Here is a 15,413-nt window from a genome sequence, read left to right on the forward strand (position 1 = left end):
GCTTATAAGGATGTGGTATAGGGGAATTGAACTACGAAGTTCGTTCCTCCCAGGATGCTATTTACGTAAATCGAACCTCTGTGCGCCGTTACGATGCGTTTCACGATCGCCAGACCAAGCCCCGTACCGCCTTGCTTCGTGGTGAAGAACGGCTCAAAGATCTTCTCCCTGAGTTCAGCCGGGATACCTGGTCCGGTGTCGGAGATGCTGACTTCAACATGTGCCTGATTCTCATCTTCGCTGATCTGCCGGATTTTGACCGACAACATGCCTCCGTTTGTATCCATGGCTTCGATGGCGTTGTTGATCAGGTTGGTGAAAACCTGTTCAAGCGCACGGTAATCACCATCGATGGTCGGCACCGTCTTATCTGCTTGCACCTGATACTTGATGTTCAGCTTGACTAGCCTGGATCGCCAGCGCTCCAGCAAGTTCGAGATCAGCTGACCCAGTTGAATGGCTTCAAGCTTGTATTCCATCGGCCGGACAAAGGTCAGGCTCGATTTTACCAGAGAAGTTAAGCGCTCACAATCTTCTTCCAGCCTGGCGATGTTCTGCTGGTTTGGGTCATCTTTGGGCAGGTTGATTGCCAGGAGCTGCAAGCCGGTGAAAATGTTATTGATCGGGTTTTTCACTTCGTGGGCAAAGGAAGCCGTTACCTCTCCGAGCAAGGCGCGCTGCTCCAGCTGCTGGTTCTTCAAGCGGTATTCCTCCTGCTCGCTCAAATCGTGGAATAGGATGATGATACTATTAACCTGGTTCTCGTTGATGATCGGGATGATCCGCAGGTTAGCCTGGAAGTATTCACCGTTGCGGCGAAAGAGCTTGAGGCTTCCGATGCTGCCGATACGCAGCTCGTTTTGTACGACCTGGAAGGCAGCCTTGAGGTCCTCACCGCCAATCAGCACGTTTTCAATTCTCTGACCAGCGACTTCCTCGGTGGCGTACCCCAGGCAGATCTCGGCTGAGGGATTCAATGAATTAACAATCAGGTCAGGAGACAGAATGATTACCCCATCTTCCATTGAGTTGAAAATGGCAGAGTTGGTCAGCACTTTGGTCATGTAGTCCTGGATGTCCTGCTTGAGCTGGGTGTTCAAGGCATGTCCCTGGATAATCGTGTTGACCTGGGTTGCTAAGAAGGTTAGCTGTGGGATCAGGTTGGGCGACGGGATAGAATTCTCGCCCAGGGCAATTAGCAGCCCGATGAAGGCATTCGCTTCACCAATAGGGGCGGAGGCCATGTAGGTGATATTTGAGGCATGAGCCAGACGGTGGAGGTTGATGATAGCTCTCCTACCACGCACCCAGATCATGGGCGATTGCAAGTGGGCGAAATCTTGCCCACTGATTTCATCCGGGAAAGCCGGGTCGCTACCGGTGAGTGTGATACGCTGCAGGCTGGGGTTTTGGCTGTTCGCCTGGTAGATGCTGAGTGAGCAAGCCCCCGTCAAGGCCAGGCTGGTCTGAAGCAGGCTGTTGAGCGATTCATCCAGGTTTGGGGAGAGCAGTGCCCTGGATAGCTCATTCAAGTGATCCCACAAGGCATGGTAGCGCTCTTCTTCTTCACGGAGCAATCGATACTGCTCATCCAGCTCGAAAGAAATTAATGAGAATTTATTCGCATCGCCCAGAGGGCTAAATGTCACCTGGACGATGGATTTCGAGCCACCCCGCTTGATCAACTCGACGGGTGAGGGATACTTAGCTGGCTCGATCTGCCCTTCTTCAATATCAGGCTCAGCTTTAATCACCTGGAACAGGCTCCGGTAGTCCACCTCGGTCAGCTCACTGCGTGTATAGGCAGTCAGCTCGGTAGCCTTCGAGTTGGCCAGGTAAATTCGGTTGGTATTATTATTGATGATGACTGCAGCTTGTGGTAGCGAGTTTAGTAAGGTTTCAAGTTCCGCTGTTCCCAGGGGTGCAAATTGATTTTTTATGAAGCTACTAAACTGCGATACTCGGTTCATTATGTTGAGGAATCATCAGGCTCTGTTTGTAAGTATGGTTGCGCAGGTGGGCAGGCAAAATGCCCTCAATTGAGCGGTATTTCGCCACTGTCCGCCTGGCTACCGGGAATCCCATATTGGAGAGCATTTCAGCAATCTGCGAATCACTCAGAGAATCGGATTCCTGGTCGATTATCTGTTTCAAGGCCGTACGGACGTGCAAGCTGCGATCGAAAAACATCGCTAATGGGACGATCCTGCGGTTGGGCAGTTGGACTGCTTTATCGGATACCGCTCTGGACATCGTCGATTCATGCACCTGAAGCTCCGCAGCCATATCTGCGCGAGTGATGGGTTTCAGGTACGCATCCCCATATAAGATGAACTCGCGCTGGATAACGACCAGCCTTTGCATTAAGCGCACAATTGTGTGGTTGCGTTGTTGTAAGCATTTTACCAGTAAAGTAGCTTTTTCGAGATCCTCCTGCCACAGCTCCGACTTTTCTTCTGGGGCTTGCTGGAGAGCTTCACGAAACAGCGGATTCACTCGCAAGGTGCCGTAGAAAGGCATGGCGATCTCCACCACCAGAGCTGAGTCATCATCCTCTGTGCAGCGGCTGATGATGATATCGGGGAAGTGGAAGGTATTCTCCTGTTCCTTGGAGGATGCGCTATTCGGCAGGTCACCCCAATGGGCGCGTGCCGGGAATGGGTTCAGGTTGTCGCTGATGAAGCGGACGATCTCCCTGGCCTGAGCGATGGGGATATTAAGATGCCGGGCAAGCTCCGGGAGGTGGTGTGGGCTAAGCAGCTCAATACCCGCCTGAATGGCGTCTTCAGCCCTATCGGGTACTTGAAGGTTCTCCCCCAAGACTTCCAGCTGGATCAACAGGGCCTCCTTGGGTGATGATGATCCAACCCCCAGGGGTTCGGCATGCTTGATCTGATCAATGACCTTCTCAATCCGTGAGAGGGGCAAATGGTAGTAAAGGGCAATTTCGACTGGCTTGATGGTCAAGAGACCGTCTTCGTCCAGGCTGGTCAGGATGTGTACTGCAATAGGGCGGTCATCTACCGCCAGCTCAGGCCCAATCTGGCGCAGGATGAATGCGGGCAGGTCCTCATGCTCGGGAGCGAAGTTATCATCCGGGAGGTCGTCAAGGCTGGCATTCGAGCTGGGTTTAGCAAAGAAATCCTCGTGGCACGATAGGTAGACGATCGGCTGATCAGGTGAGCTGCCCATGGTACTGGTACAGGTTGGGCAGGGTTGGCTATTATGCAGCACCCGATGGCAGGTCGGGCAACGGAATTCTTCGATTAGCTCAAGGGCCGGGTTGCGGGCTAGCTCAGCTTCCACCTTCTGGTGAAGCTCGGCTGTGGTTAGCTCAAGCAGGGCCATGGTCTGGGCCAGGTGAGCGGTGGTCTGAGGGCGTAAGAGTGGTCTTTGACTTTGCAGTAGCATGGTTAACCTCTAGTATAACTTGTTTCGCTATAGTTGCAAGTTCTATGCCATGGAATTTAGGCGGATTTTGTGTTAAAATTTACCAAACATCCCATTCTGAAGCCTCATGAGGTGAATATCAATGTTTCGATCATTCTTTAGTTACCTTGCAAAAGCTGCCTGGGCACGAAAGATCGTGGCAAAATGGTCGATTGCCTGGAAAATGGCTTCCCGCTTCATCGCCGGAGAAACTCTTGCTGACGGGATCCGGGTGATCAAGACCTTGAACGCAGCAGGGATCAATGCCACGCTTGACCATCTGGGGGAAAATACCGATTCGCCCGAGAAAGCCCGTCAGGCGACACAGGACATTATCCAGGCGTTCGATGCCATTGAAGAGGCCGGTGTACGGGCTAATGTCTCCATCAAATTAACCCAAATTGGGCTTGGGATCAGTGATGAACTGACCCTGGAGAATCTTTTACAGATTCTAAATACAGCCCGCAAATATCACAGCTTTGTTCGCATTGATATGGAAGACTCTCCTGTCACCCAGAGGACGATCAATATCCTTTATAAAGCTCGTGAAGCTGGATATGAAAATGTCGGTATTGTTATCCAAGCTTACCTGTATCGCAGTGAAGCCGACATCCGCAAGCTCCTGGAGGATTGCTTCAAGGTGCGGTTGTGTAAGGGGGCCTATACTGAGCCCGCCAAGGTCGCTTATCCAAAAATGAAAGATGTTGATGCCAATTACGACCGCTGTGCTGCCCTGCTTATCGATGGAAGCCTAGCCAGGGAATGCCCGCCTCTAAGCCCGGATGGGAAAACTCCACCCATCCCTGGTCTCGCCACCCATGATGCCAGGCGGATCGATTTTGCCAAGCAATACGCAGCCAAGGTCGGATTACCGAACGATGCTATGGAGTTCCAGATGCTTAATGGCATCCGTAAGGATCTTCAGGATGGTCTGGTGAAGGAAGGATATCGGGTTCGGGTTTACGTTCCGTATGGTACCGAGTGGTATCCTTATTTCATGCGCCGAATCGCGGAACGACCGGCCGATCTGCTGTTCCTCTTACCAAGGTTCAATTTCAAGTAGGCTATGCCTGATACACCGCAATCACTCGCCGACCGCCTTCTATTGGAAGGTGGTAGAGTGGTCGAATTCTTTAATCAGATACGAACACCGCAGTGGTCCCAGCCTGCATATCCGGGCCAGGGGGATTGGAACTTACACGCCCTGCTCGCCCATTTCCTGAGCGCTGAGCTTGGCCGTGGTGAGCTTATAAGCCAGGTCGCCCAGGGAGGATCAGGTGCACCTCCCGATTTCAAGATTGACGAATATAATCTGCTCGGAGTAACGAAACTTGAGGTGGAATCCAACGTTACCTTGCTCGATAGCTTTTGGACCGAGCGTGTAAAGTTGGCGGAATTTGTGGCAAGCTTATCCCAGAATGATCTGGAGCGGCGGGGGAATGACCCCTTCCTGGGTCAGACCACGCTGTGTGAAATAATCAAGTTGACCTACCGCCACAATCAGATTCACATCCGCGAGGTGCGGGGTAACTTATAAATGAAATCCATTCGATTGTTTGTTCAATTATCCCGGCCACTGCATATCCTGAGTGCCATCCTGGTCTATCTATTGGGTATCAGCCTGGCGCATTACCTGACCGGTCAAACCGATTGGAAATCCCTCATATACGGCTTGGCATGGATCATCCTGCTTCTCCTTGCGGCCCAATACTTCAATGAGTACTTTGACCCGCAAGCCCTGGTGAATGATCCTGTCAGAAAACATACCCCATTCTCAGGTGTCAGTGCTGCGTTGGGTTCTGGTAAACTGCCCCGCCCGGTTGCTCTGTGGGCAGGATTAACCTGCCTGGCTTTTGCTGCGTCGCTGACCGTGTTACTCATGCAGTTCATGCACAACAAGCAAGCGGTGTTATTCATATACGGGGTCATCCTGATGGCAGAACTTTTTTATGCCTTACCACCATTTCGACTGGTCTCTTCAGGGTATGGTGAGTTCTTGCTGTCTATCATCACGGTTGCCCTGGTACCAGCCCTGGCTTACTTGATGCAAGTGCATGAAATGCACCGGCTCCTCGCCATGGTGGTGTTCCCGCTTACCACACTACACATCAGCATGCTCCTGGCCCTCGAATTCCCCGATTACGCCTCCGATATCCGACAGGAAAAGCGCTCTATGCTGGTCCGGGTCGGCTGGCAACGTGGGATGCTTCTCCACAACGTCCTGATCCTTCTCAGCTTTGTCATTTTGGGGCTGGCATTCATCCTGGGTTTACCACTAAGCGTTGCCTGGCCAATCATCTTGGTCCTGCCTGTGGCGCTCTACCAGGTGTGGATGATGAACCGTATTGCTGATGGTGCAAAACCCAACTGGAATCTCCTGATCTTGATTGCCATTGCTTCATTCGGCCTGGCAGGATATATATTAACCTTCGCATTTTGGACACACTGATATGCCTGAATTTTTAAAACTCACTCCAGTTCCTCAAGCCCTAGATATCCTGCTATCTCACGTCGAAACAAATGTTATCTCTGAGCGGCTTCAAACCTATGAGTCGTTGGGAAGGGTGACTGCTGCAGCGGTCTGTTCCCCCATCTCCATGCCGCCCTTCCCGCGGGCAACGGTGGATGGCTTTGCGGTACGAGCTGCTGACACCTTTGGAGCATCGGAAAGCCTGCCAGCATACTTAAAGTTAGCCGGTGAAGTCAAAATGGGCAAAGAGCCGGGATTCGACATCAAACCCGGGGAAGTAGGCTTGATCCACACAGGCGGGATGTTGCCAGTCTCAAGCGATGCGGTGGTGATGATCGAGTACACCCAGGCGGTTGGCGCTGAAATGGTGGAGATCCTGCGTTCAGTAGCCGTGGGAGAGAATACGATAAAAGTTGGGGAGGATGTGCTGGCTGGGGAGGAGGTCATCCGAGCTGGCGCCCGTATTCGCCCGCAAGAAGTAGGCGGATTGCTGGCCCTGGGGTTCCTCCAGGTGGATGTGGCTAGGAAGCCACTCGTGGGAATCATCTCCACCGGGGACGAGGTTGTCCCGCCAGAGCATGACCTGGCTCTCGGTCAGGTGCGGGATATCAACTCCTATTCCCTGGCTGCATTAGTAGAAAAATCTGGTGGTCTCGCTAAAGCCTACGGGATAATCCCGGATGAGTACGAGCAACTGTTTTCTGTTGCTTCTCAGGCGTTGAGTGAATGCGATATGCTGCTCATCACCGCTGGCTCCTCTGCGAGTGCACGTGATCTGACCTCGCTGGTGATCAACAACCTGGGCTCGCCGGGGGTGCTGGTACATGGGGTGAACATCCGGCCCGGTAAGCCCACCATCCTGGCAGTGTGCGACCGCAAGGTAGTGATCGGCCTGCCTGGAAATCCAGTCAGTGCTCTGGTAATAGCGGGCTTTTATGTTGTGCCGGTGGTAGAATCACTACTTGGTTTACGCGACGCAGGTGTGCGCTTCAGGCTGCGGGCTAAGCTTACGACCAACGTGCCTTCCCAGGCAGGCCGTGAGGATTGGGTTGCAGGCTACCTTCAGGGTATCCCACCGGAGTATGTTGTTGAACCGATCTTTTCTAAAAGCAACCTGATCTTTAGCCTGGTGAGGGCCAACTGCCTGATCCGGGTGCCTCCGGATGCCACTGGGCTGGCTGAGGGTGAGCTGGTGGAAGTGTTATTGTTATCTTAGCTTGGATAGAACAAGTGATTTTATGGCAAAACAACGCGGCATTCAACTCATATCTGGGCTAATGATATTTTTATCCTTCTTAACTGGATGTTTTTTCAAATCTGAGCTGAATGTCGACCCTCTCGACCCACAATATTTTCCATCCTATACTATTTCCGCTGGGGATACAGCTACGCCATTCCAGGCCGTGAGCAATACACCAATGGTCAAACCACCGACCTCCACTACCACGCCAACCTTCACCCCGACAGCAACTGACACGCCACTTCCCACAGATACACCTGCACCCACACCCACGCCAGCCTGGGTATCCCTACCTGCCGGTCATGTTCAGGCTCCCATCTTGCTTTACCATCATATCTCAAATGATGGATATGGTAATCGCTATTATGTCTCCGTCGATGATTTTCGAGCTCAGATGGAAACCCTGCGCAACCTGGGATATACAGCCATCACCATCACCAACTTGGCGGAGGTATTGCTCAACGGTGGCGAATTGCCCCCTCGGCCTGTGGTGATCACCTTTGACGATGGAAACCTGGATGTGTATGAGAACGCTTTCCCGATCATGCGCGAGTTAGGTTTAGTGGGCACCAATTACATTGTTGCTAACCGGCTAGAGGCGAAGAATTTCATTAATCCTGATCAGCTGCGGGAAATGGGAGATGCTGGTTGGGAGCTCGGCAGCCATAGCATGGACCATACTGACCTGACTACTGATTACTCTATTGCCAATTATGAAATCCGTCAGTCCATGTTGGTGCTGGAAGAAGCTACCGGAGAGCCGGTCAGCACCTTTGCTTACCCATATGGAAAAACTGATGAGTTCGTCAGCACCAAAGTCAGTCAGTATGGTTACCGGGCGGGGATGGGCTTGGGGTTGGGTACCGACCACTACCAGGGGACTCTTTTCTATCTCAGCCGGATTGAAATCCAGGGTGATTATGACCTCTCCAGGTTTGCTACCTTGTTGCCGTGGTCAGATCAATAACCGTAGATTCATTGATCAGGTGCACGAACCATGAGTGTTTATCTTCGCGACATACCCCTACCTCAAGCCAGATTGGTTTTTGATGAAGCCTTACGGGCCAACCATCTGGATGGTTTGTTAGGTATTGACGAGATACCGCTGGACGAACACGCCCTCGGGCGTGTTCTTGCAAGACCTATCTGGGCGAAACTCTCCTCTCCTCATTACCATGCTTCGGCGATGGATGGGTACGCTGTACGTGCAGAATCCACTGTATTCGCCGCTCCAACCAGGCCGTTGGATCTCAACCTACCCAGCCAGGCGAGTTATGTAGATACTGGTGATCCACTGCCTGCCTGGGCGGATGCGGTCATCCCGGTCGAAAATATCGAGCTGATCACACCGGCAGTAAAAACCAACGAAGTACCGTATTCCCCCAAGATAATTCGCATCCGGGCTGCGGTGACCCCCTGGAGCCATGTTCGCTCGCTAGGCGAAGATATCGTAGCCACGCAATTGGTCCTACCTGCCGGGCATACCCTACGTCCAGTTGACCTGGCTGCCATTGCTGCCAGCGGTCATGCAACAATACCGGCAGCGCGACTGCCTCGGGTTGCCATCCTTCCCACCGGCTCCGAGCTCGTACCCCTCGGCCAACCGGTGAAACCTGGAGACATCATCGAGTTTAACTCCCTGGCGCTTGCTGCCCAGGTGAATAGCTGGGGGGCTCAAGCCACACGCTTCCCGATCAGTCGCGATGTATTCGAGCTGCTATGCCGGCGTGTGCAAGAAGCCGCAGGTGCATACGACCTGATCCTGCTCAATGCAGGTTCATCGGCAGGGTCGGAGGATTTTTCATCACGCGTGGTAGAAGAATTAGGTGAGCTGTTGGTGCATGGTGTAGCTGTCCGCCCAGGGCACCCGGTGATCCTGGGCATGATTGGGCAAAAGCCTCAGCAAGTACCCATCATCGGTGTTCCGGGTTATCCGGTCTCGGCCATCCTGACCGGTGAGATCTTCGTCGAACCTTTAATCTCGCGCTGGTTGGGCCGCGCCTCTCTCACTCCAATTCAGATCAATGCTCAACTCACCCGCAAGGTCACCTCTCCGCCCGGCGACGACGATTACATGCGCATGGCAGTCGGTCGGGTGGGTGAAAAGGTTTTAGCTGCACCGCTCTCGCGTGGTGCAGGAGTGATTACCTCCTTGGTGCGGGCAGACGGGATCACTATCTTACCACGCGGTATCCAGGGACTTCCCGCCGGTAGTGAGGTGAAAGTAAACCTCTATCGGCGTCCTGATGAGATCGATAAGACCGTCCTGGCCATCGGCTCTCATGACATCACCATCGACATCATGGCTCAATATCTGGCGGCCAGTGACCGTCGCCTGGTATCTGCCAATGTGGGCAGCATGGGTGGGTTGGTAGCGCTTGCGCGGGGTGAAGCTCACCTGGCAGGCTCACATCTGCTGGATCCGGAGAGCGGCGAGTATAACCTCCGCTACATCCACCAGACTTTACCCGATGTGCCTATAAAATTAATCGTATTGGTTGAGCGGCAGCAGGGCTTGATGGTGGCAAGCGGGAATCCCAAGCGCATCAGATCATTACAGGATCTCACCAGGCAGGATATCACCTATGTCAACCGGCAGAGCGGGGCGGGCACGCGCGTGCTCCTGGATTATCATCTGCAACAATTGGGGATCTCACCTGATTCCATCCAGGGCTACCAGCATGAGGAGTTCACCCACCTGGCCGTAGCAGCTGCCATCAGCTCTGGCCGGGCTGATTGTGGGCTGGGCATCGCGGCGGCTGCCCAGGCACTCGGGTTGGATTTTATCCCGCTTTACCAGGAGCGTTACGATCTGGTCATCCCGCAGGTGTATTACCAGGATAAGCTTTTAGAGCCTCTTTTGCGATTATTATTTGACGGTGATTTTAAAAAGACCGTGGCGAGCCTGGCGGGGTATAATATTGACCGAATGGGTCAGGAAATCATATAAAAACGCGAGGTGGATTTCTCAGACAAAATCTGTTCATCAGGCTCTTCCACCTGCACTCGATCGGCCTGAATTGATAAATTTCCTTTTATATTCCTTGAAAGGTGGTATGTATGCCAATTTCGAGTGGAATACCTGCTCCTGAGTTCTCTCTAGAGGATGAGAATGGTACTGTCCGTACACTGTCTGAATTTCGCGGGCGACCTGTTCTCTTATATTTTTATCCCAAGGATGACACCCCAGGTTGTACCACGGAAGCCTGCCATTTCCGGGATGATTACAGCCAGTATACCGAGGCTGGTATCACCATCCTGGGTGTCAGTCCTGATACTGCCAAGTCACATGCCAAATTTAAGGCCAAGTATGGGCTGCCATTTTCATTGCTGGCTGACAACGAGCATAAAGTGTGTGAGCTATATGGTGTTTGGGGTACAAAAAAGAACTACGGGAAGGAATATCAAGGTGTTTTCCGCACGACCTTCCTGATCGACGAAAAAGGCAACATCGTCCACGTATTTAAAAACGTGAAACCCGCTGAGCACAGCGCGGAAGTTTTGGCTGAGTTCAACGCTAGCCGCATTTAAAAAAAAGAACGCACAAATTACTTGTGCGCTCTCAGTGGAGATGGCGGGAATCGAACCCGCGTCCGAAAGATTAGATCCGCGGATATCTACGAGCGTAGTCGGTTGTGTGATTCACCAACTGGCTTACAAGCGACAAAAAACTCAGCTGGCTAACCGCTGGGACCCGAAAGCCCCTCTTTCACACAGGTAGCGGTGTCGTGTGTGGCACTCCGACATTATGACGTTCACTCTACCACCGGTCGGAGGGCGGGGCAGGTGACCGTGAGCCTGCAAGAGGCTCATTACTGTTCTTCTACCGCTTATGCAGCGAGAGGAAGAGCAGCATAGGAAGTGCGATTGGCACTTGTGTGTTGCACTGATTTATCGAGGTCGGTGCCTCTCGGCTCGCAATCCGGGCTCAGCCTCTCCCGTCGAAGCCTGTCATCCCCGGTGGGAATGATTATACTCCGAATCGAGACCGCAATAGAACCCCAATTGTCCTTGCAAGATTGATAGTGTTTTTTAATCCAGCATTATTCTAAAGTGAAAAAGAGCAAAGGTGGTTATGATATACTTCATGAAATCTAATGCCAGATTTAGATTATTTTAATATACCTTCATCTGGCATACAGTAACCTGATAAGGATAATCTGTAGGAGCTGGCAATTGGAACGTCATCATCTCATCGATAGCCATCCATTGCATGCGATTACCCAAACATTTAGAAATACCACCTGCCAGTGGATAGGTGTTCAGCGGGGAGAGTCTATTAAATCCAAAAAGGAGGTGTTAACCCTACCCATCCCCGTATGATACGCTACTGACTTGTTTACTAATTTATGCATCATTTACAAGAACTCTTATTAGATCTGATAGAGGAGAGTACTATGAAGTTAAAATGGATATCGAGTTTAATGGCTACGGCCCTGATCATCTGTGTAGCGTTGCTGGGATTGGCTCAACATGACGCTGTCATGGCTGCCCAGGGTAGCCCAGAAAAAGTCGAGGCTACCTTGCTGAATAGTTTTTCAACAGAAGGCAGTGCAGATTTCATTATCCGCTTCGTGGATCAAGCCGACCTTTCGGCTGCGTATTCCATGGATTGGGATGCCCGGGGTGAGTTTGTGTATAACACCCTGACCGAGACAGCCGCAAAAAGCCAGGCAACTGCGATTGCCATCCTGGATGCTTCTGGAAGAAAGCACGAAACCATGATCGGTGGTAATGATTTGTATGTGTGGAGCGGTAACCTGGTCGAAGCGAATGCCATTGCATCGCTTCCCGAGGTGTATTTCATCCGTGCTACACGCGTCTATCAGCTTGATCCATACACCGTAGTGAATCCCAATCAAAATATCACCTGGGCAGCTGACCTGCTTGCGAATAATCTCCAGGTTACTGTAGGTAGCGCGCCTGATGCGATCATGGATTGGGGTATCACCGATACCAAGGCAGACCAATTTTGGACAGCCTATGGTACCACTGGCGCCGGGATCAAGGTCGCCAATATTGACACTGGTGTGCAATGGAATCACACTGCCTTGGTGAATAGTTTTGCCTGTCCGGGGCAACCGACTAATCCCGCCTGTTGGAGCGATCCAAGTAATATCTGTGGAGCTGGAGGTGCCTGCGACAACAATGGCCATGGCACCCATACCATGGGCACCATGGTTGCCAGCAATGATCCCGCTTTAGAACGCACGGTGGGCATGGCGCCTGGTGCGACCTGGATTGCCTGTAAAGGCTGCGAAGGTCAATCATGCTCTGACTCTGCTTTAATATCATGTGCTAACTGGCTGCTTTCTCCGGGTGGAAGCACTGCGAATCGTCCTAATGTAGTTAACAATTCCTGGGGTGGCACTCCCGATGGCGATACCTGGTATTTATCCTATGTAAATAGCTGGCGCGCGGCAGGCATATTCCCTGCATTTTCAGCGGGAAATTCAGGACCCACCTGCGGTAGTATGGGTGATCCAGGATCTTATCAGGAGTCCTTCGCAGCAGCTGCGCATGCAAACAGCCGCACGATTGCCGGTTTTTCGAGCCGGGGTGAGAGTGCCTTCGGCCACGATCCGTACACAAAACCCAACATCTCTGCGCCTGGCGATAGTATTTATTCAACTGTGCCGACAAATGGTTGGGGTTCTTTGAGTGGCACCTCCATGGCCAGCCCGCACAATGCCGGAGCAGTCGCCCTGCTTTGGTCATGCAACCCTGCATTGATTGGCCAAGTTGATGCGACTTTCCAGCTGCTGCAGAATAGCGCGGACGCACCACCCGCCGGAGACTGTGGAGCCCCTCCTGATGGGCAGGGCAATTACACATTTGGGTACGGCTACCTGGATGTACTCGCAGCAGGGCAGCTGGCATGTGGTGCTGTTGAGCAAGGTAAATTGCAGGGGCATGTATATGACCAGTACGCTGCACCGGTTGTGGGAGCGAGCGTTACTGTTCAATTAGCACCCCAAGGTAACAGCGTCGATGTATTCACCGATCCGTCGGGATTCTATTCAATGGATCTGGTCCCGAGCACCTACGATGTCACTGCTTCGAAAGTGAATTACCAGTCGCAGACTGCAACTGGTGTTGTCATCGTGGCTTCCCAAACAACCGTCCAGGACTTCACCATTGATTTCTTGGGGAGTTGGATGGAGGAGCCCGCTCTGCCTGCGCCATGCCAGGATCTCACTCGTTTTGACGGGGAGTATTACAACGGTTTGGTTTATTTCCTGGGTGGGCGCGGCGGAACGGATGGGAGTGTTACTTATGGTGATGTCATCACCTACAACACGGACACTGGTGTGTGTGCTGACACAGGTGTCAACATCCCGAATCCCGTCTCCAACTACACGATTAACCTGGTTAATAACGGAACCGACAACCTTCTGTGCGTTTTTGGCGGCCGTCTTTCATCTGGTGCAACAACATTGGACGTTCAATGCTACAATCCGAGGCTAAATTCTACCAGTAAGGTGGCTGACCTCCCTGCTGCCTATACCGGATTTACCCCGGGTGCCCAGGTGGTGTTTAATAATAGGGTTTATATTTTCGGTGGATTTAGAAATGCTGCATCCCCCTACGAGCTCAGCCGGACCGATCGATTTAATCCACTTACCAACACGTTTACGCAGTTGGGTAACCTGAGCTTGGCTCGCTCTTATATTGATGCCGCTGTTGTAGATGGAAAAATCTATGCCTTCGGTGGTACAGTTTTCGACGGCGCAAGCCTGGTTTCCCAGTCTCGTACGGAAGTCATGGCCAACCCAGAGGGTGCTGGAACATGGAATGATGCTGCTGTGGCCGAGCTGCCAGTTGCGACTGCTGAGGGGCGTGCTTTTGGGTTCGATACTGATAGCCCCTATGTGTTAGGTGGCCAGATCATCATCGCTGGTGGTGGGTTATGGCCTGCTGAGACCTATGAGGTAATTGCCTATGACGTTGCCAGTAATACCTATGATGATGCGTTCCCTGATCTCAACAATGCCCGTAGAGACCATGCTGGTGTCTTTATCCCTGGCGATGCTGGAGAACCTGGCGCGATGTGGGTGTTCGGTGGTCGCTCGGGTGCAGATACGCCCCCATATGGACCTCCCGAATGGTACCCGGTAAATTTGATCGCAGAACCTGACATCCATGTTGCACCAACTTCTTTATCCGCAACGTTACCGACCGATGGTACAGAAACCCAGCAGCTTGTGATTACGAATAATGGCACAGCACCTTTAACCTGGTCACTCGAAGAAGTTCCAGGTCTGATGGTGGGTGGCAGTTCCAGCCCGTTCGTACCCGCGCCAACTTACGGCGGTGTCGTCAACAAGCAGCTTACCGTACAGTCTCCTTCTGCTCCTTTGGTACAGGTCCAGCCCGCTGCCAATCCTGATGCGGTTTTGTGGGATCAACCACTGAGCTCAGTGAACCAGAACTCTTATGTTAATCAAGAATTTTCTGATTTTCCTGCGTATAGCAGCTTCCTGGCGGATGACTTCATCAATGCGAATCCCTGGGTGATCAACAGCATCTTCGTTCCCGGTAACGGCTGGAATGGCTTTGCTACCTTAATGGATGCCACAGCGCTCACCTGGCAGATCTATAGTGATGATGGAGGTATCCCAGATGGTGATCCTACTGGTGGTGGCAATCCTCCACTTTGGACCCTTACTCTACCACCCACAGATCCCCAGGTCGTGATTACTACGGGGACTGGTGGCTTCCCTTCAAACACCCAGGTGAACCTGGCTGTTCCACTGGTCCTGCCCCCTGGACACTACTGGTTCATTTTCTATCCCAGTTTGTCGTTCTCAGAGGCGGGACAATTCGGTAGGCAGCCTGCCGATACAACCCATGGCTACATGGTCCAGTTCATCAATCCAGGAGAGGGATTCGGAGAAGGCACAGACTGGCAGCCGTGGACAGTGCTTGATATAGGTCTTGAGCAGAATGATAATGCCTTCCGGCTCGAAGGTTCAATAGCTCAAGATATTCCTTGGTTGAGCGAAGACCTGATCGGGGGTTCACTTGACCCTGCTGAATCCGTCACCATTAATGTGACCTTCGATGCCACTGGATTGCCACCCGGCGTGTATCATGCCAGCCTGGATATTAACAGCAACGATCCAGATCAACCCACGGTCACCGTGCCTGTGACCCTGACGGTATCGAACCTCGAAATCTTCTTACCTCTTGCCACAAAAGGCTGAAAGCCAGAAGATTGTATAAAATTGGGGCTGCCTGAAACATGGCAGCCCCATTATTTTAAAATCCAAC

10 protein-coding genes and 1 other RNA gene are annotated in these 15,413 nt (G+C 52.2%); 8 read left to right on the forward strand and 3 right to left on the reverse strand.

All coding sequences use genetic code 11. The features are described 5' to 3' along the window. Positions 1–2: 2 nt before the first annotated feature. Both C3F13_06710 and C3F13_06715 read right to left on the reverse strand, forming a co-directional pair. Positions 3–1,970: a hypothetical protein gene (locus tag C3F13_06710; GenBank protein ID PWB54440.1), complete on the reverse strand. Its 1,968-nt coding sequence runs from the start codon at positions 1,968–1,970 to the stop codon at positions 3–5. Continuing rightward, entirely contained in the window at positions 1,948–3,411 is a 1,464-nt protein-coding gene (locus C3F13_06715; GenBank protein PWB54441.1) for a hypothetical protein, read from the reverse strand. The genes C3F13_06710 and C3F13_06715 overlap by 23 nt, the downstream gene beginning before the upstream one ends. Before the next feature lie 121 nt (positions 3,412–3,532). Between C3F13_06715 and C3F13_06720 the strand changes: the two genes are divergently transcribed. The 7 genes from C3F13_06720 (at position 3,533) to C3F13_06750 (ending at position 10,670) form a co-directional block, all read left to right on the forward strand. Beyond that, positions 3,533–4,492 (forward strand): proline dehydrogenase, encoded by a 960-nt coding sequence (locus C3F13_06720; GenBank protein ID PWB54442.1) that lies wholly within the window; start codon positions 3,533–3,535, stop codon positions 4,490–4,492. 57 nt (positions 4,493–4,549) lie between these two features. Further along, complete coding sequence (locus tag C3F13_06725; protein PWB54443.1) at positions 4,550–4,966, forward strand: hypothetical protein; 417 nt, start codon at positions 4,550–4,552, stop codon at positions 4,964–4,966. Then, positions 4,967–5,878 carry a hypothetical protein gene (locus tag C3F13_06730; protein PWB54444.1) on the forward strand — a complete coding sequence of 304 codons (912 nt, stop codon included), beginning with the start codon at positions 4,967–4,969 and terminating at the stop codon, positions 5,876–5,878. A gap of 1 nt (position 5,879) precedes the next feature. Beyond that, positions 5,880–7,115 carry a molybdopterin molybdenumtransferase MoeA gene (locus C3F13_06735; protein PWB54445.1) on the forward strand — a complete coding sequence of 412 codons (1,236 nt, stop codon included), beginning with the start codon at positions 5,880–5,882 and terminating at the stop codon, positions 7,113–7,115. Between the two features lie 22 nt (positions 7,116–7,137). Continuing rightward, positions 7,138–8,106 carry a hypothetical protein gene (locus C3F13_06740; protein PWB54446.1) on the forward strand — a complete coding sequence of 323 codons (969 nt, stop codon included), beginning with the start codon at positions 7,138–7,140 and terminating at the stop codon, positions 8,104–8,106. 30 nt (positions 8,107–8,136) lie between these two features. Continuing rightward, a complete protein-coding gene (locus C3F13_06745) occupies positions 8,137–10,089 on the forward strand; it encodes a molybdopterin biosynthesis protein (GenBank protein PWB54447.1) in 1,953 nt (650 codons plus the stop codon). Between the two features lie 110 nt (positions 10,090–10,199). Next, positions 10,200–10,670, forward strand: a complete 471-nt coding sequence (locus C3F13_06750) for a thioredoxin-dependent thiol peroxidase (GenBank protein PWB54448.1) — start codon at positions 10,200–10,202, stop codon at positions 10,668–10,670. A 32-nt stretch (positions 10,671–10,702) separates the two neighbouring features. On the opposite strand, the gene ssrA is transcribed toward C3F13_06750, so the two are convergent. Next, positions 10,703–11,098, reverse strand: a transfer-messenger RNA (tmRNA) gene (gene ssrA / locus C3F13_06755). Between the two features lie 390 nt (positions 11,099–11,488). Here ssrA and C3F13_06760 point away from each other — a divergent pair. Beyond that, positions 11,489–15,346: a hypothetical protein gene (locus tag C3F13_06760; GenBank protein ID PWB54449.1), complete on the forward strand. Its 3,858-nt coding sequence runs from the start codon at positions 11,489–11,491 to the stop codon at positions 15,344–15,346. Positions 15,347–15,413: the final 67 nt, after the last annotated feature.

Source organism: Anaerolineales bacterium (assembly GCA_003105035.1).
In the GTDB taxonomy this organism is placed as follows: domain Bacteria; phylum Chloroflexota; class Anaerolineae; order Anaerolineales; family UBA4823; genus FEB-25.